The organism is Mesorhizobium sp. USDA 4413 (genome assembly GCF_056280365.1).
On sequence record NZ_JBVPRP010000001.1, the window covers coordinates 3,243,861 to 3,260,696 of the forward strand.

The 16,836-nt window shown below is 64.2% G+C and carries 15 protein-coding genes and 2 pseudogenes; 11 read left to right on the plus strand and 6 right to left on the minus strand.

Annotation, left to right across the window (positions count from 1 at the left end; translation table 11 throughout):
- Positions 1 to 18 precede the first annotated feature (18 nt).
- Positions 19 to 912 (plus strand): annotated as a pseudogene (locus ACVMIM_RS15480) (aminoglycoside phosphotransferase family protein).
- Between the two features lie 85 nt (positions 913 to 997).
- Positions 998 to 1,756 (plus strand): DNA repair protein RecO, encoded by a 759-nt coding sequence (recO, locus tag ACVMIM_RS15485; protein WP_476112982.1) that lies wholly within the window; start codon positions 998 to 1,000, stop codon positions 1,754 to 1,756.
- 15 nt (positions 1,757 to 1,771) lie between these two features.
- Here recO and ACVMIM_RS15490 read toward each other — a convergent pair whose 3' ends face one another.
- A complete protein-coding gene (locus tag ACVMIM_RS15490; RefSeq protein WP_476112984.1) occupies positions 1,772 to 2,236 on the minus strand; it encodes an NUDIX hydrolase in 465 nt (154 codons plus the stop codon).
- 244 nt (positions 2,237 to 2,480) lie between these two features.
- Here ACVMIM_RS15490 and ACVMIM_RS15495 point away from each other — a divergent pair, with 244 nt between their 5' ends.
- From ACVMIM_RS15495 to ACVMIM_RS15530, 8 genes and pseudogenes are all read left to right on the plus strand, one after another.
- Positions 2,481 to 5,267 (plus strand): DUF2339 domain-containing protein, encoded by a 2,787-nt coding sequence (locus tag ACVMIM_RS15495; protein WP_476112986.1) that lies wholly within the window; start codon positions 2,481 to 2,483, stop codon positions 5,265 to 5,267.
- A 49-nt stretch (positions 5,268 to 5,316) separates the two neighbouring features.
- Entirely contained in the window at positions 5,317 to 5,559 is a 243-nt protein-coding gene (locus ACVMIM_RS15500; protein WP_041002074.1) for a type II toxin-antitoxin system VapB family antitoxin, read from the plus strand.
- Complete coding sequence (locus ACVMIM_RS15505; RefSeq protein ID WP_041002072.1) at positions 5,559 to 5,972, plus strand: type II toxin-antitoxin system VapC family toxin; 414 nt, start codon at positions 5,559 to 5,561, stop codon at positions 5,970 to 5,972. Before ACVMIM_RS15500 ends, ACVMIM_RS15505 begins: the two co-directional genes overlap by 1 nt.
- Positions 5,973 to 6,130: 158 nt before the next feature.
- Positions 6,131 to 6,649, plus strand: a complete 519-nt coding sequence (locus ACVMIM_RS15510; RefSeq protein WP_040984221.1) for an RNA polymerase sigma factor — start codon at positions 6,131 to 6,133, stop codon at positions 6,647 to 6,649.
- Complete coding sequence (locus ACVMIM_RS15515) at positions 6,646 to 7,437, plus strand: anti-sigma factor family protein (RefSeq protein ID WP_476112989.1); 792 nt, start codon at positions 6,646 to 6,648, stop codon at positions 7,435 to 7,437. The genes ACVMIM_RS15510 and ACVMIM_RS15515 overlap by 4 nt, the downstream gene beginning before the upstream one ends.
- A 208-nt stretch (positions 7,438 to 7,645) precedes the next feature.
- The gene (locus ACVMIM_RS15520) at positions 7,646 to 8,743 is read left to right on the plus strand and encodes a peptidase C39 family protein (RefSeq protein WP_476112991.1); all 1,098 of its coding nucleotides are present in this window, start codon (positions 7,646 to 7,648) and stop codon (positions 8,741 to 8,743) included.
- 4 nt (positions 8,744 to 8,747) lie between these two features.
- The gene (locus tag ACVMIM_RS15525) at positions 8,748 to 10,211 is read left to right on the plus strand and encodes a RimK family protein (protein WP_476112993.1); all 1,464 of its coding nucleotides are present in this window, start codon (positions 8,748 to 8,750) and stop codon (positions 10,209 to 10,211) included.
- Between the two features lie 186 nt (positions 10,212 to 10,397).
- Positions 10,398 to 10,670: pseudogene (locus tag ACVMIM_RS15530) on the plus strand (DUF3303 domain-containing protein).
- Positions 10,671 to 10,704: 34 nt separating this feature from the next.
- Here ACVMIM_RS15530 and ACVMIM_RS15535 read toward each other — a convergent pair.
- Entirely contained in the window at positions 10,705 to 11,097 is a 393-nt protein-coding gene (locus ACVMIM_RS15535) for a RidA family protein (protein WP_476112995.1), read from the minus strand.
- 83 nt (positions 11,098 to 11,180) lie between these two features.
- Entirely contained in the window at positions 11,181 to 12,110 is a 930-nt protein-coding gene (locus tag ACVMIM_RS15540; RefSeq protein WP_476112997.1) for a LysR substrate-binding domain-containing protein, read from the minus strand.
- Between the two features lie 84 nt (positions 12,111 to 12,194).
- On the opposite strand from ACVMIM_RS15540, the gene ACVMIM_RS15545 reads away from it, so the two are divergent.
- Positions 12,195 to 13,112, plus strand: coding sequence for a fatty acid desaturase family protein (locus ACVMIM_RS15545; RefSeq protein WP_476112998.1), 918 nt, complete (start codon positions 12,195 to 12,197; stop codon positions 13,110 to 13,112).
- A gap of 13 nt (positions 13,113 to 13,125) precedes the next feature.
- On the opposite strand, the gene ACVMIM_RS15550 is transcribed toward ACVMIM_RS15545, so the two are convergent.
- From ACVMIM_RS15550 to ygfZ, 3 genes are all read right to left on the minus strand, one after another.
- Positions 13,126 to 15,267, minus strand: coding sequence for a putative bifunctional diguanylate cyclase/phosphodiesterase (locus tag ACVMIM_RS15550; protein ID WP_476113000.1), 2,142 nt, complete (start codon positions 15,265 to 15,267; stop codon positions 13,126 to 13,128).
- Positions 15,268 to 15,330: 63 nt separating this feature from the next.
- Positions 15,331 to 15,969, minus strand: a complete 639-nt coding sequence (locus ACVMIM_RS15555) for a YfbR-like 5'-deoxynucleotidase (protein ID WP_476113002.1) — start codon at positions 15,967 to 15,969, stop codon at positions 15,331 to 15,333.
- Positions 15,969 to 16,832: a CAF17-like 4Fe-4S cluster assembly/insertion protein YgfZ gene (ygfZ, locus tag ACVMIM_RS15560; RefSeq protein WP_476113004.1), complete on the minus strand. Its 864-nt coding sequence runs from the start codon at positions 16,830 to 16,832 to the stop codon at positions 15,969 to 15,971. The genes ACVMIM_RS15555 and ygfZ overlap by 1 nt, the downstream gene beginning before the upstream one ends.
- Between the last annotated feature and the right edge of the window lie 4 nt (positions 16,833 to 16,836).

A 16,836-nucleotide genomic window follows, 5' to 3' on the forward strand; every position in this document is an offset into this window, starting at 1 on the left:
CGGCTTTGGGACGACGGCATGGATGACCCGCAACCGACCATCGATACCGATCTCGTGCGCCGGCTGGTCGGCGCGCAGTTTCCGCGATGGCGGCATCTGCCGGTGAGCCCGGTCGCGTCCGGCGGCTGGGACAACCGCACTTTTCATCTTGGCGACGAGATGACCGTCAGGCTGCCGAGTGCCGCTCACTACTCGCTGCAGGTTGAAAAGGAACATCGCTGGCTGCCGAAGCTCGCCCCGCATTTGCCGCTGCCGATCCCGGAGCCGCTCGCCATGGGCGAGCCCGCTGAAGGCTATCCTTGGCACTGGTCCGTCTACCGCTGGATCGAAGGCGAGACGGCGAAAACCGCACGCATCGCCGACCTTCGCACGTTCGCGGTCACACTCGCCGGGTTCCTCGTCGCTTAGAAGCAGATCGATCCGACCGGCGGGCCTGCGCCCGGCCAGCACAATTTCTATCGCGGCGGGCTGCTGACCGTCTATGACGGCGAGGCGAGGCAAGCGATCGCAGCACTCGACGGTAAGATCGATACACAGGCCGCCAGCGCGGTCTGGGAAGCAGCCCTGGCCGCCACCTGGTCTGGCTCGCCCGTCTGGTTCCACGGCGATGTCGCGTCGGGCAATCTGCTGGTCGAGGACGGTCGCCTGAGCGCTGTCATCGATCTCGGCACCTCCGGCGTCGGCGACCCGTCCTGCGATCTGGCGATCGCCTGGACCTTCTTCGAAGGCGCCAGCCGCGAGGCCTTCCGCGCCCGCATCGCCGTCGACGACGCCACCTGGGCGCGCGGCCGCGGCTGGGCTTTGTGGAAGGCGCTGATCACCGTCGCCGGCCACGACGCCAATCAGACGGAGGTGGAAAGGCAGCGCCGCGTGATCGACGAGGTGCTTGCCGATCATCAAAGATGGGCGTGAAACGACGCCTGCGAATGTCAGTACAGATCGAGCACAGCGTGCCGTAATCTTGATTTCGCCATCCAACAGGTGAAAAGCTCTGGCTATGGAATGGCGCGACGAGGGAATCGTTCTCGGCACCCGCAAGCATGGCGAAACCAGCGCCATCCTCGAGGTGATGACCCGCGCGCATGGCCGCCATCTCGGCCTGGTGCGGGGAGGGCGCTCGCGCAAGCAGCAGCCGGTGCTGCAGCCTGGCAACCGTGTCGATCTTTTGTGGCGGGCGCGGCTCGACGAGCATCTCGGTGTCTTCCAGGCCGAGGCGATCGAGATGAACGCCGCGCGGCTCATGGACAGCGCCGTCGCGGTCTACGGCCTGCAGACCATGGCCGCGCATCTAAGGCTCCTGCCAGAACGCGATGCCCATGGCGGGCTTTACGAGGCGCTTGCCGTGATGATCTCGCATCTCAGCGACGCCGATGCGGCGGGCGAGCTGGTGGCGCGCTTCGAGCTGCTCATCCTCGATGAACTGGGCTTCGGCCTCGATCTCAGCCAATGCGCGGCAACCGGCACCAGGCAGGATCTCGCCTATGTCTCGCCGAAATCCGGACGTGCCGTCTCGCGCGCGGCCGGCGCGCCCTGGCACGACAAGATGCTGGCGCTACCCGCTTTCCTTCAGCGCGGCTCCGGCCTGCGCGCCGATGCGGCAGCGCTTGAGGACGCCTTCCGGCTGAGCGGCTTCTTCTTCACCCGCCATGTCTATGAGCCGCGCGGCCTCGAGCCGCCCGACGCTCGCGCCGGCTTCCTCGCCGCGCTGCGCCGGCATCATGCGGCGGTGAAGGCGGTTGCGGGCGGGGCAGGATAGCAAAGGCGAGCGCGCCTAATCCGCGCTCCGCTGCTCCAGGAAATCATCGAGCATGGCGCGCTGGCCCTTGAGGATTTTGAGCCCCGCTTCGGGCAGCGAAAACCAGCCGGCCTTGTCGACTTCCGGAAACTCCTTCATGCGTCCCGATTTCGGCGGCCATTCCATGGTGAACATATTGCTCCTGACGGCATCCGCGTCGATGTCCGCTTCGACGCTCCACGCGATGACGATCTTGCCGCTCGGTTGCTTGTAGCTGCCGAGCGGCCGGAAATCGCCTTCGATGGCGACGCCGAGTTCCTCTTCGGCTTCCCGTTTGGCGGCCTGGAGCTCGTCTTCAGTGTCGCCGATCAGTCCCTTCGGGATCGACCACGCGCCTTCATCCTTGCTGGCCCAGAACGGGCCGCCCGGGTGGACGAGCAGGAATTCGAACACACCAGCGATGCGCCTGTGGATCAGCAGGCCCGCGCTCTTCTGCGGCATCGGTCACCTCGCGACATTTTCTTCGCCGCACGAGAATAGCACGAGTATTTCGCGGCAGAGGTCACGCAATGTCGCCGGCAAAAGTGGCGGCGCAGCCGGCCAGGCTTGGGAAAAACCGGCAAGTTGCTGGCAATCGGCGATGAAACATGCTCGATCTTGTTAGCCGGCGAGCCGCTGATTTCGACCAGCCGTCTCATTGCCGCATTTATTGGCCACGACTGGTCTGGTTTTGAGGGAAACCGCCATGTTTTTCAGCCTGATCGCCATTGCCGCCGTCATAGCTCTTTTCGTCATCGTTTCACGACAACAGAACCGTATCGCGCTGGTCGAGCGCGAGCTCGGAGTCCTTCGCGCGCTGGTGCAATCGGGCGCTTCGGTGTCCGCGGCCGAGCCGGACGCCGAGCAGGAACGTCTTCCCGAGGAGGTCAAGGCAGCCGCGGCGCCTGCCGCGCCATTGGCTGACGGCACGACTGTGGCCGAGGAGGTCGTCGCGACGCCCGAGGACGCCGAGGGCGAGGCCGTGGCCGGTCCCTGGACGAGGACCCAGGCGGCCGCGGTGCAATCCGCCGGGCCGTCCGAACCGGCGCAACCCGCTGCCGTGGCCGAGACGCCTGCGGCAGGCTCGCCGGCGCCTGCAATGGCGGCGCGCCAAACCGATGTCGAGACGGCGCTGGGAACGCGCTGGGCGGTCTGGGTCGGCGGCATCGCGTTGGCGCTAGGCGGCCTGTTCCTGATCCGCTACACCATCGAGGCTGGTATTTTCGGTCCGGGCGTGCGCCTGACGATGGCCGGCATCCTCGGCCTGGCTCTGATTGCCGGTGCCGAATTCATCCGCCGCACCGGCTTCAAGGTGCCCGTGCAGGGCGCCGCCGGCGCCTATATCCCATCGATCCTAACGGCGGCCGGCGCCTTCATCCTGTTCGGCACGGTCTATGCGGCGCACGGCATCTATGGCTTCATCGGTGCGGCGGCGGCCTTTGTGCTGCTGGGCGTCATCGGCGTTGCGACCATTGGCGCTTCGCTGGCGCACGGCCTGGCGCTGGCCGGCATCGGCCTTGTCGGCGCGATGGTCACGCCGGCGCTGGTCGCCTCGCAGGCGCCCAATCCCTGGGCCTTGTTCGTCTATCTGGCGATCGTGCTTGCGGCGACCGCGGCAACCGCCCGCATCCGCGACTGGAAGGCGCTCGTGGCGGCTGCCTTCGCCGGCACCGGCATCTGGACCGTTCTCTACATGGTCGACGCGCCGGAGGTGAACCTCGCCGCCGTCCTGTTCATCAGCCTGGCGACGCTTGCCGTGCTTGCCTTCGTCTGGCTCGGCCTTTTCTCGGCCGATGGCCGCGACGCACAGGCGCGCGGCTTCGACTGGCCATCGATCGTGCCCGGCTTCTTCATCGCCCTGAGCGCGCTGGGCCTGTCCGTCGATCCGGCTTTTGCCAGCGCCGGCGATGCTCTGCATGGCGCCGTCCTGCTGGTTGCGCTGGTCGCGGCGGCGCTCTATCGGCCGAGCGCGCTTCCGCTGGTCTTTGCCGCCGGCATCGCGACCGTGCTGATCTATCTCGGCATCATTCCGCCCGCCACGATCGGCGCCAATGCGCTCGATGTCGGGTTGGACGCCCAGCCCTTGGCGTCACCCGACACGCCGACTTTCCGCATCGGCATCGCGCTTGGCCTGATCTTCATCGCCGCCGGCTTCTGGGCCGCGCGCCGCTTTGCCGCGACCGCTCCGCTGCGCGCGGCCTGCGGGGCGGCCTGGGGTGTCATCGTCCCGCTGGTGGTGCTCACCGCGCTGTGGCTCACCTTCGGCGATATCGACCGCGACCTCGGCTACGCGCTGCCGGCGCTGTTGCTGGCGCTCGCCTTTGCCGCCGGCGGCGAATGGATCGCACGCGCCGAGCAGCCGCCGATGGTGGGCCGCCCGGCCGTGTCCTTCGCGCTGGGCGGCGCCGGCGTCGCCGGCCTGCTGATGCTGCATATGGCGTTCGGTTCAGGCTGGACGACAGTGCTGCTGGGCGCCGCCGCAATCGTCCCGGCGCTGGCGACGCGCTGGCGGTCGTATCCCGTGCTGGGCTGGATCGCGGTGGGCGCGGCGGTCGCCGTGCTCTGCCGTATCGCCTTCGATCCGACCATCGTCGGCGCGGCGTTTCTCGCCAGGACACCGGTCTTCAACTGGCTGCTGCCTGGCTATGGCGTGCCGGCACTCGCCTTCGGCTTCTCCGCCTGGCAGCTCGCCCGCACCACCGACGGCAGGCCGCGCCTTGCCATGGAGGCGGCCTCGGCGCTGTTCGCGCTGCTCACCATTGCCATGCTGGTGCGCCACGCCATGCATGGCGGCGTGATCGACACCGGCACGGTGACGCTTGCCGAACAGGCGATCTACACGCTGGTCGCGCTCGGCGGCGGCGCGATCCTCGTCGCCATCGACATACGCTCGCCAAGCTCGGTGCTGCGCTATGGCTCGATGGCCGCCGGCGTGGTTTCGGCGGCCATGATCGCCGTCCAGCATTTCGTCGTGCTGAACCCGCTGCTAACGGATGAGTCGACCGGCACGATCCCGGTCTTCAACCTTCTCTTCCTTGCCTATCTGTTGCCGGCAGTCGCAGCCGGCGCGTTGGCGCTCTATGTCCGCAATAAGCGCCCGCGATGGTATGCGGCGATGCTGGCGCTGATCGCTGCCTTGCTTGCCTTCGCCTACGCCACGCTGTCGGTGCGGCGCCTGTTCAAAGGCGAGTTCATCGCCTTGTGGAGCGGGCTCGGCCAGTTCGAGACCTACACGTACTCGGCGCTCTGGCTGGTCATCGGCGTGGCGCTGCTCACCGCCGGCGTCCGGCTGAAATCGCAGGTGCTGCGCATCGCCTCCGCGGTGCTGATCGCGATCGCGGTCGTGAAGGTCTTCCTCTTCGACATGTCGGAGCTGGAAGGCGTGTTGCGCGCGCTCTCCTTCATCGGCCTCGGCGCCGTGCTGATCGGCATCGGCTTGTTCTATCAGCGGCTGCTGACGCGGGCAGCGAGAGCAGTGAAGGAGGCTTCTTGAAGGAATATCCAATCTGGGATATCTGGAATATTCATAAAGGGATATTTCAATGCCGCTCTACATACGTGACGATGAAGTGGACGCGCTGGCCGCCAAATTGCAGCGCGAGACGAACGCGCCCAGCAAGACCGAAGCGGTGCGGACAGCTCTTATGCACGAACTGGAACGCAATCGTGCCAAGGTGCCGCTGCGCGATCGGATCGTCAGGCTTCAAGCGGAGGCGAAGAAGATCGGTCTGCCCAATCCCGACTTCGATATGAAGAAATTCACTGACGAGATGTGGGAAGACTGATGTTTGTCGACGCTTCGGTGATCGTCGCAATTCTCAACCAGGAACCGGGCTGGGAGGAATTGTCCAAACAACTCTCCCGATCTGTCGACTTCCACATCTCTGCCATGGTCCGTTTTGAGGCGACGCAGGCTCTGGCGCGAGCCGGCGCACGTTCCCGCAAGCCGACCGCCGAAGCGCTCCTCAAAGCTCGCGATCTGGTAGATCAACTCATTGTGGAAATTGGCGGGGAAAATGTCCCGATCGGCGACGAGATCGGTTCGCGCGCTATCGATGCCAGCGCTCATTATGGCAAGGCCGTTGGTCATCAAGCCGACCTGAACTTGGGTGACTGTTTTGCCTATGCTTGCGCGAAAGCTCTCGGCACTCCGCTGCTCTACAAAGGCAATGATTTCCTGCTCACCGATTTGAGATAGTTAGGCTTTCCCGCCGATTGCCAGGAATAAACCGGCCCGCGCCATCGTTTTGCATGTGCTTGGGTAACGCAGCGGTTCGGCCGCTCGCGCTGACTGCTTGCACCGCGCCCGCAACGCGCGTTCTATCGGGATGGAAAGCGACCTCGAAACAAGCGGTCATGGACGACAAGAAGGCAGCGATCCTGAGCGAAATACCGCGGCTGCGGCGCTATGCGCGCTCGCTGCTGCGCGAGCGCGATTCCGCCGACGATCTCGTCCAGGATTGCCTGGAGCGGGCGCTTGTGCGGCTCGACAACTGGCAGACTGGAGAGAGCCCCCGGAGGTGGCTGTTTACGATCATGCATCACTTGTTCATCGACCAGATGCGCAAGGTCAACCGGCGCGGCGAGGCGGCGATGCTGCCTCTCGAAGCCGGTGAGGCCCAAGCCGCGCCCGCCGATCAGGTCGAGACCATCGCCTCGCGCGAGATCATGGATGCCTTGCAGGCGATCAGCCCCGATCGCCGCGCGGCATTGGTGATGGTCGCCATCGAGGGCTTTTCCTATGCCGAGGCCGCCAACATCCTTGGCGTGCCGGCCGGTACGCTGATGTCGCGTATCGCACGCGGCCGCGAGGAACTGCGAGGATTGCTCGACGACACATCGCGCCGCCGCTCGATAAGGATCGTCGAGAAATGACCCGCCGCGATTTTTCCGAACGCGATATCCATATGGCCCTCGATGGCGAACTGCCGGGCGAGGAGCGCATGGCTTACGACGCCTGGCTCGAGGCCAATCCCGAGATGAAGGCGAAGTCCGCGCGCTACATTGCCGACCGCGCCGCCATGCGCGCCGCCTTGGCAGGGGTGATGGACGAGCCGGTGCCGGCGAGGCTGCGGCAGGTCGTGCTTGGCGAGGCACCTGCAAAAGCGTCGGCCTGGCGCTCGCGCTGGTGGCTGTCGGCTGCCGCGGCCGTGATGCTCGCGCTCGGCGGGCTCGGCGGCTATGTCGCGGGCATCGACGGCATTGCCCGCGGCGACGGCGACGACCAGCTCGCCGAGCAGGCGATCGCCGCCCATGTCATCTACGCCGCCGAGAAGCGCCATGCCGTCGAGGTTCCCGCAAGCGACAAGGATCATCTCCAGACCTGGCTGTCGAACCGTGTCGGACTGAAGTTGGTCGCGCCCGATCTGGCGGCCGAGGGCTTCGATCTCGTCGGCGGCCGGCTGCTGCCGGCCGGTGGGCAGGGCAAGGCGGCGATGCTGCTTTATGAAGACGCCAAGGGCGAGCGCATCTCGCTCTACGTCACCGCCGAATCGTCGGAGACGTCCAAAGGCACCTACACGGCCGCGGCGGGCGGGCCTGAGGCTGTCTACTGGCTGGACAAAGGCTATGCCTGCGCGGTCGTCGGCTCGTTGCCGCCGGAGCGGCTGTCTGACGTTGCAAAGAGCGCTTACGGTCAGCTCGTCGCCGGCATATCGAGCTGAACCGGCTGCATTTTTTCGGCAACCGGCAGTCCTTTGAACGGCAATTCTGTTCAAGTGCTCGGCCCTTTTCTGCCATGGCGGAAACTGTCACAATTCGGCCCTAATCAAGGAGCGATAGCGCTTGATGAATACTGGCGCTTCGGCCAGTATTCGCGACGCATCCACCGGGGCCGTTTCTTAAACCCAATCGAGGTTCTCCCAAGCCCGCATGCCTGCCGAGATCCGCAAGGCCCGCGCGTCAGACGTCGATGACCTCGCCGCCATCGAGAAGGCTGTTTTTCCGGGCGACAGGCTCTCGCGCCGCTCCTTCCGCCAGTTCATCGAGCGGGAAACCGCCGAGATGCTGGTGGCCGAGAACGAGGGCCGCGTCGCCGGCTATGCAGTGGTGCTGTTTCGCAAGGGCAGCGGCGTCGCGCGGCTTTATTCCATCGCCGTCGGACCTTTCTTCGGCCATCTCGGCATTGGCCGGCTTCTGCTGGCGGCTGCCGAGGAGGCGGCCTTCGAGCACGAACGGCTGCTGCTGCGCCTCGAAGTGCGCGAGGACAATCAGCGCGCCATCCGCATCTACGAACAGGCCGGCTATCGGAAATTGGGCCGCGAGCCCGACTATTACGAGGATGGCGCGACCGCGCTGCGCTATGAAAAGACGCTGCGCGGCGACACGCCGACCGCGACCAAGGTGCCGTTCTACCAGCAGACCTGCGAGTTCACCTGCGGCCCTTGCTGCCTGATGATGGCGATGGCCAATTTCGACGGTGGCTTCGTGCCCGATCCGGTCATGGAAATCCGCCTGTGGCGCGAGGCGACCACGGTCTTCATGATGTCGGGTCCCGGCGGCTGCGAGCCCTTCGGTCTGGCGGTCGCCGGATATGAGAGCGGGCTCGCCGCCGAAATATTCGTCTCCTTCTATGGCGCGCTGTTCCTGCAGTCGGTGCGAAGCGAGGACAAGCGCCGGGTGATGGAGCTCGCCCAGGTCGATTTCCGCCGTCGCGCCGAGCTATACGGCATTCCCGTCAATTACCGTCCGTTCGGCATCGGCGACATCCGTGACGCCCTAGCCGAGGGGAAGCTGGTTATCGTGCTGGTCAGCGGCTTCCTGATGTTCGGCAAGAAGGTGCCGCATTGGGTGCTGGCCATCGGCGACGATGGCGACCATATCCTCATCCACGACCCTTGGGTCGAGGATGAAAGGCAGGAAACGATCCTTGATGCCGCTAACATTCCGGTGCCCTACGATATCTTCATGAACATGGCGCAGTTCGGCCGCGACGGCTTGCGCGCGGCCATCACTCTGGGAAAACGCTGAGACAATGACCTGGGTTATCCTGACAGGCAGGCAGAACGACATCGATCAGGTGGCCACACCCCACAAGATCATCACCAACCGCGACTATCTCGCGCATCCGGCGCTGTTCCGGGGCCAGCGGCCGAAGGTGATCAACCTGTCGAACAATTACGGCTACCAGAGCCGCGGCTACTACGCCTCGCTGCTGGCCGGCTCGCGCGGCCACAGGGTCATCCCGACGGTCGAGACCATGATCGACCTTTCGGAGCGCAAGCTCTACGAGCACGCGCTGCCGGAGCTCGAGCTTGCCTTGAACAAATGCCGCAAGGACCTTGGCGGGACGTTTCCGGCCAAGGTGGCGATCTTCTTCGGCATCGGTCCGTCGAAAGTGTGGGACCGTTTCGCCAAGCTGTTGTTCGACTGGTTCCGCGCGCCGGCGCTCGAAGTCCACATCAAGGACAGCGCCGAATGGGCCTCGATCCGCAAGATCGGCTTCCTGCCGCTCGCCCGCATGAGCGAGGACGAAGAACAGGTCTTCCTGCAATGCCTGGACACCTACACCAACCGCGAATGGCGCGACACCAAGGGCCGCACGCCGGCCCGCTATACGTTCGCGACGCTGGTCGATCCGCATGAGGAATTGCCGCCGTCGGAAATCTCCTCGCTGCGTTACTGGGCGAGGATCGCCGAGAAGATGGGCGTCGAGGTCGAGCCGATCACCAGGAAGGACCTCGCCAAGCTTGCCAATTACGACGCGCTGTTCATCCGCGAGACCACGTCGATCTCCAACCACACCTACCGCTTCGCGCGCCGCGCCCAGCAGGAAGGCATGCCGGTGATCGACGATCCGTTGTCGATGATCCGCTGCACCAACAAGGTCTATCTCAATGAGCTGATGACCTACAACAAGGTGCCGGTGCCGCCGACGGTGATGATCGCCGGCACATCCGACTTCGAGGTGGCGGCGCAAACGCTGGGCTTTCCGCTGGTGCTGAAGATCCCGGATTCGTCCTTCTCGCGCGGCGTCAAGAAATGCGAGAACATGGCGGAGCTGACCAAGCTCGCGACCGAGTGGCTGGAAGATTCCGACCTGCTGATCGCACAGAAATTCATCCCGACCGAATATGACTGGCGGGTCGGCGTGCTCGGCGGCCAGCCGCTGTTTGCCGTGCATTATCTGATGGCGAAGAAGCACTGGCAGATCGTCAACCACAAGGCCAGCGGCAAGCCCGACCAGGGCGGAATAAAAACGTTCACGCTGAAGCAGACGCCGCCGCATGTCGTCGAGACGGCGGTGAAGGCGGCAAAATGCATCGGCGACGGGCTCTACGGCGTCGACCTCAAGGAGACCAAGGACGGCGTCTTCGTCATCGAGGTCAACGACAATCCCAATCTCGACCATGGCTGGGAGGATTCGGGCGAGAAGGACGAGCTTTGGGTGCGTCTGACGCAATGGTTCCTGGAACGCCTGGAGAGGCCGGATAAGTAGCAGTGGGAGAAAAAGGAACTGGGGAATTGAGGAACTGAAGAACCGGGGAATTGAGGAATTGAAGAACGGGTGTCTGGCGGAGCCATCCGCCTTCGCTTTCTCAGCTCCTCGTCCTAGTCTCCTCAGTTCTTCAGTTCTTCAGTTCACCAGTTCCTCAATTCCCAATCATTCAAACCGAGGGAAAGAATGCTGTTCTTCGTGATCGAGGATTTTCACGGTGCGAACCGCAAGGAGATCTACCGCCGCTTCCGGGACAAGGGCCGGCTGAAGCCGGAGGAGCTTGTCGTGCATCACAGCTAGATCGCAGGCGACATGAGCCGCTGCTTCATGCTGGTGGAAGCCGATGACGTGACGGTCCTGCAGCGCTGGGCCATCGAATGGAACGACCTGGTCGAGTTCGAGATCGTGCCGGTCGCCACCAGCAAGGACATGGTCGCGGCGCTGGCGGCGCATCTTTAAAAGGCGTCAGGGCGCGTAGCGTCCGGCCCCCTGGTCAAATGACCGCTATCGCGTCGACCTCTATGAGGTAGCCAGGGGACATTATCGCCACGCCGACAATCACATTCGCTGGCTTGTGATCTCCAAACAGCGAAATCTGCGCGGCTTCGATGATCGGAACGTGCTCATCGCGGTTGTAGTCGACGATGTAGACCGTGATTTTGGAGACTTGGTCCGGCCTTGCACCCGCCGCATTAAGCGCTCGGCCGAGATTGCCGAACGCCAGGCGCGCTTGCGCCGCAAAATCACCATGCCCGACAAGCTTGCCATGTATGTCTTCGGGCTGCTGACCCGAGATGAAAACCAGCTTGGATCCCGTCGCGACGACAACCTGCGTGTACATCTCTGGAACCGGCAGATCAGATGGATTGATGAGTTCGAGCGGCATCAAAAATCTCCTACTACTTCGTTCGACGGAAAAGCGGGGCAGGGGCGCAGGAAATGGGTGCTCCGTCACCATAATTCCCTGAATTAGCCCGTGGATGACTGGGCGCTGAGTGCCGGCGATTTGACGGCGCGCACGCATTCCCCGACCAGCCATTCGCGGAACGCGCCCACGACATCGCGCCTTGTGCTGCGTTCGGGGATCGTCAGGCAATAGGGCTGGCGCAGTTCCAGGAATGGCGCGGCGGCTCGCACCAGCTTGCCATTCTCCAGCGCCTGGGCGCAATAGATGCCTTGCGCCAGCGCCACGCCCAACCCTGAAATGGCAAGGTCGAGCGCCGCTCGCGACGAGTTGGCCGACAGGCCGCGCTGCGCGGTCCGGCCGGGCTCGATGCCTGCCGCTTCGAACCAGTTGCGCCAGGACGGAAAGGACGCGCCGGTCGGTCCCCAGTCGGTGTGAATGAGCGGCAGGCCGGCAAGACGTTCGGATCCGTTCGAGCTGGCCAGCGCCGGCGCGCAGACGGGATAGACAGCGTCCCTGACGATCTCCTCGGTCGGATGCTCCCGATAGTGCGGGCCGTAGGAGAGGCGAATATCGATCAATTCATGATCGAACGGCACCGGATCGTCGTCGCCTCTCAGCGATATGTCCGCGGCGCCATGGGACGCGATAAAGCGGACGATGCGTTCCGAAAGCCAGCCCATCGCCATCGAAGGCGGTACGGAAACGATGAGCCTCGGCCGGAATGCATCGCCGCCGACATCGCGCGCGACGCTGCCGATTTCCCGGAAGGCCATGGTAAGCCTTGGCAGCATCTCCACCCCGGCCTCGGTCAGCACGGCGCGCCTGTTGACCCTATGGAACAGTTTGCGCCCCATCTGCTCCTCGACGGTTCGGATGAGCTGGCTGACGGCCGCGGCCGAAATCGACAGTTCCTCCGCCGCGGCCGCAAAGCTGCCTGTGCGCGCCGCCGCTTCGAAGGCTTGAAGTCCGCGCAAGGAGGGAAGGGCGACCATGGCAATTAGAAAGATAAGGTGACCTTATCTATTTCGCAGAAATCCTCGGTTTTCGAAAGGTTTATTTCTGCCTATCGTGGTCTCATGAACGCAATCGACCACGACGCAACCGTCGACCATCGCTCGGTCATAGCCTCGCTGACGAATGAGGAGCGCAACCGGCTGACCGGCAAATCGGATGGGCCGGGTCTTGTCCAGTTCGCGCTCCATCTCGGCGCGATCATCGTCCTGGGCGCGCTGATCGGAGCACGAGTGCCGTTCTGGCCGGTCCTGATGCTGCCGCAGGGGATCCTGATCGTCTTCCTGTTCACGCTGCTGCATGAGACCGTGCACAGGACGGCGTTCGAAACGCAGTGGCTGAACGATGCCGTCGCGCGCTTCTGCAGCCTGGCGATCGCGCTGCCGGCCGACTGGTTCCGCTACTTCCATTTCGCCCATCACCGTTTCACCCAGGACCCCGAAAACGATCCGGAGCTCGCCTTTCCGAAGCCCGAGACGATGCGGCAGTATATCGTCCACGTGTCCGGCCTGCCGGTGTGGTGGGGGCATTTCAAGACGCTCTACACCAATGCAATGGGGCGCTGCCGCGACAGCTACGTGCCGCCGAAGGGCTTGCCGAAGGTGAAGGCCGAGGCGCGGGCGATGATCGCGTCTTATGTCGTCCTGCTGGCGCTTGCGGTCTGGTTCAAGGCGTTGGTGCTGCTCCATGTCTGGATCGTGCCGGCGCTGCTCGGCCAGCCCTTTCTCAGGCTTTATCTGCTGGCCGAGCACGGCCGCTGTCCCTTCGTCGCCAACATGCTGGAAAACACCCGCACGACGCTGACCAACTGGTTCGTGCGCAAGCTCGCCTGGAACATGCCTTACCATGCGGAGCACCACGCTTATCCCGGCGTGCCGTTCCATCAGCTGCCCGAATTCCACCGGTTGATCGAGCGGCATCTCAAAGTGGTCGAGCCCGGCTATGTGAGCTTCCACGAGAAATATATCGGGGCGCTACGCTGACGGACGGCGTCACTCAGCCCGACTGGCGCTGCAGCGCCTGCGAACGCAGCAGCCGGCCGATGTCGGACGCCTTGCTCGGCACGCCGATCAGATAGCCTTGCGCCTCGCCGCAGCCGGCCTTACGCAGCATGTCGAGCTGCGCTTCGGTCTCGACACCCTCCGCGGTGACGGTGATGCCGAGCTCGGCGCCGAGGCCGATCACCGTGCGCACGATCGCCGCCGTGTCGCGCTTGTCGAGGTCGTGGATGAAGGAGCGGTCGATCTTGATCTTGTCGACGGGGAAGCGTCGCAGATAGCCGAGCGAGGAATAGCCGGTGCCGAAATCGTCGAGCGCGATGCGCACGCCGAGGCCGCGCAACTGGCTCAGCGTCCTTAGCACCGCGTCGCTCTCGTCCATCATCACCGTTTCGGTGATTTCGAGCTCAAGGCGGTCGGCCGGCAGGCCGGAAAAGGCGAGCGCCGAGATCACGCTGCGGGCGAAGCCGCCGCTCTTGATCTGCGCGGCCGAGACGTTGACGGCCATGCGCATGTCCCGGGGCCAATTGGCGGCGACGTTGCATGCTTTGCGCAGCGCCCAGTCGCCCAGTTGCACAATCAATCCTGTCTCCTCGGCGGCGGCAACGAAGTTTTCCGGCGATACCAGGCCGCGCGAGGGCGAGCGCCAGCGCATCAGGGCTTCCGCGCCGACGATTTTGCCGGAGGCGATGTCCAGGATCGGCTGGAAATCCAGCTCGAATTCGCGCTTGGAGAGTGCTGCTTCGAGATCGGCCTCGAGCGCCCGGCGCTCCCGCATCAGCGCATCCATGCCTGGCTCGAAGAAGCGATAGACGTTGCGCCCTTCGCTCTTGCCCCGGTAAAGCGCCATGTCGGCGTTGGCGAGCAGCGTGTCGGCATCGTGTCCATCGGCGGGGTAAAGTGCGATGCCGAGGCTCACGCCCACATGCATTTCGCGCCCCTTGCCGCGATAGGGCTTGCCGACGATCTCGACGACGCGCTTGGCGAGCTTTTCGGCGTCGGCGGCGCTCTTGATGCCAGACTGGATGATGGCGAACTCATCGCCGCCGAAGCGCGCCACCACGTCCTTGCTGCCGCGCACGGCATGTTGCAGCCGCTTGGCGACGCATTTCAGCAGCCAGTCTCCGGCCGGGTGACCGAACGTGTCGTTGATGGCCTTGAATCGGTCGAGATCGAGCGAGAGGATCGCCAGCGGCTTGGCCTTGGCCTCGCCGAGCGCCTGATCCAGCTTTTCGCGAAACATCGATCGGTTGGGCAGATTGGTCAGCGTGTCGTGATGCGCAAGATGCGTCATGCGCTCTTCGACCCGGCGCCGTTCGGTCACGTCCTCGAAGGTTGCCACCCAGCCGCCGCCGGCGAGCGGCCGGCGGGAGACAAACAGCGTGCGGCCGTCGACGAGTTCGCGATAACTCGAGCGCGACTCGCCCGCGTCCAGGGCAGCCTTCGTCTTTGACACCTCGTTGTCGACTTCAACGGGTACGAAGATGCCGAGAGCCACGAGTTTCTTCAGCATCTGACTGTGCGTCATACCGAGCGCGAAATCCGCGGCTTTCGCGTTGCAAAGATCCAGGAAGCGCTGGTTGCGAACGATCAGGCGGCCCTCGGCGTTGTACATCAGCAGGCCTTGCGACATGTTGGCCAAAGCAGCGTCGAAGCGGCGGTATTGCTCTTTCAATTCGGCTTCTGCGCGCCGCTGCTCCGTCACATCCTCGTAGATCGACACCCAGCCGCCAACGGCGATCGGCCGGTGCGAAATGACGATGATGCGTCCGTCCGACAGAATTTCCTCATAGGTCGAAGGCTTGGCGCCGTCGATGTAAGGCTTGCGGATGGCATAAAGCTCGTCGGCGCTCTGCGCGGCGATGCCGATGTCGACACTGTGCTGCAGGATGTTGAAGAACCGAATGCCCGGCTTCACCACTTTGGCGTCCAGGCGGAAGATGTCGATGTAGTTGCGGTTGCAGATGATCATCCGCTCATCGGCGTCGAACATGCACAGCCCATGCGACATGTTCTCGACAGCCGCCGCGAAGCGCTCGTTCTGGGCACGAAGTTCTTCCGCTATTCGTCGAACCGGGCCAATAGCGGCCGCTCTTCGCTTGCCGGCGACCGAACCAGTCTTGACATGAGCGCCAGGCATGAGCACGCCTTCGGACCGTGACCGAACGCAATACTGTCAGGGTTGCCGGTTAATTTAGCGTTCTTATGGGACTGAATTTACCGCAAGCGAAGACTGGCGCCTGGCTTCCAGCATCTTGAAACGCTTCAGAAAAGCCGTTTGCGCCCAGGTCACGGATTTTGGCGTGAAGTCGAAACGGTCGGCGGAGAAGCCGCGCGGCCGGCCGAAATACTCGGTCGCCTCCGCCGTCGAGAAGCCGGCCAGCAGCGTGGCCTCGTAATAGGCGGCGATCTGGTCGGCGCGCTTGATGTCCTTGCGCAAGGCCGCACTAAGCTCCGCCGGCAGCGAGAAACGCAGGTGGATGGCGCGCTGCAGGCGCACCTCACAGTCCTTGTAGGAGCCGCCCATCACCGATTTGAACGGCGAGATCATGTCGCCGATGACATATTCCGGCGCGTCGTGCAGCAGCGCCGCAAGCCGCGCCTCGGCGGTGGCCTCCGGCACCAGCTCGCCGTAAAGCGCTTCGACCAGCAGCGAGTGCTGCGCGACGGAAAAGGCATGGTCGCCGCTGGTCTGGCCGTTCCAGCGGGCGACGCGGGCAAGCCCATGCGCGATGTCGGCGATCTCGATGTCGAGCGGCGAGGGGTCGAGCAGGTCGAGCCGCCGGCCGGACAGCATGCGTTGCCAGGCGCGTGGCGGCGCGCCGGCCCGGTCGGCCGCCATCAGGCCTCCTCCGCGCTTACCGCATCCTGCGGGAAGGTGAATTTCGCCCAGGCGGGGATGGCAAGTGTCACAGGAACATCGCCGGCCATAATGGTTTCACCTGCATCGACCGCGGCCTTGACGCGATCTATGCGGGCAATCGCAAGACCGGTCCGGCCGCCGACAGAGCCGAGCGTGCCTACGGGCCGCCCGGCGACGGTGAGCTCGGTTCCCGGAACGGGCAGGAGGGTGTCGGCCGAAGCGATCAGGACACGGCGTCTGGCCGTGCCGCGATGCTGCATGCGCGAGACCACTTCCTGGCCGATATAGCAGCCCTTCTTGAAGCCGACGCCGCCGGTCTCGTCGAGCAGAACGTCATGCGGGAAAGCGTCACCGAGTTGGTAGTCGGAACTGCCTTCTGCAATGCCGTAGCCAATGCGCATGTTCAGCCAGCCATTCGGGTCGCCGCCGTCCCGTGCTTCGCCGCCATAACTGCGCCTGACCGTGATATCTTGGAACCGCGTGTCGGCAAGCGCGCTTGAATCGGAAAGTGAGCCGGTTGAATCACCCTCCCATTCGACGGTGACAAGCACCTGATCCTGCTTGACAATCTCAGCCTTTGCTCTGAGCCGGTAAAGCATCAGCCGGCGCACGAAGTCGTCGGCGATGTCGGCCCGGCATTCCAGTTGGAAGCCGTTGTCGCCGGCGCGCGAGATCAGGAAATCGAACAGGATCTTGCCCTGCGGCGAAAGCAGCGCGCCGGGCTTTGCCTCGCCGGGCTTCAGCGTATCGAGATCGGTGGTGAGGATGTTCTGCAGGAAATGCTCGGCATCCGGGCCTGACACGGAAATGAGCGCACGATCTTTGAGGCGGGCAAAGGGCATGGGT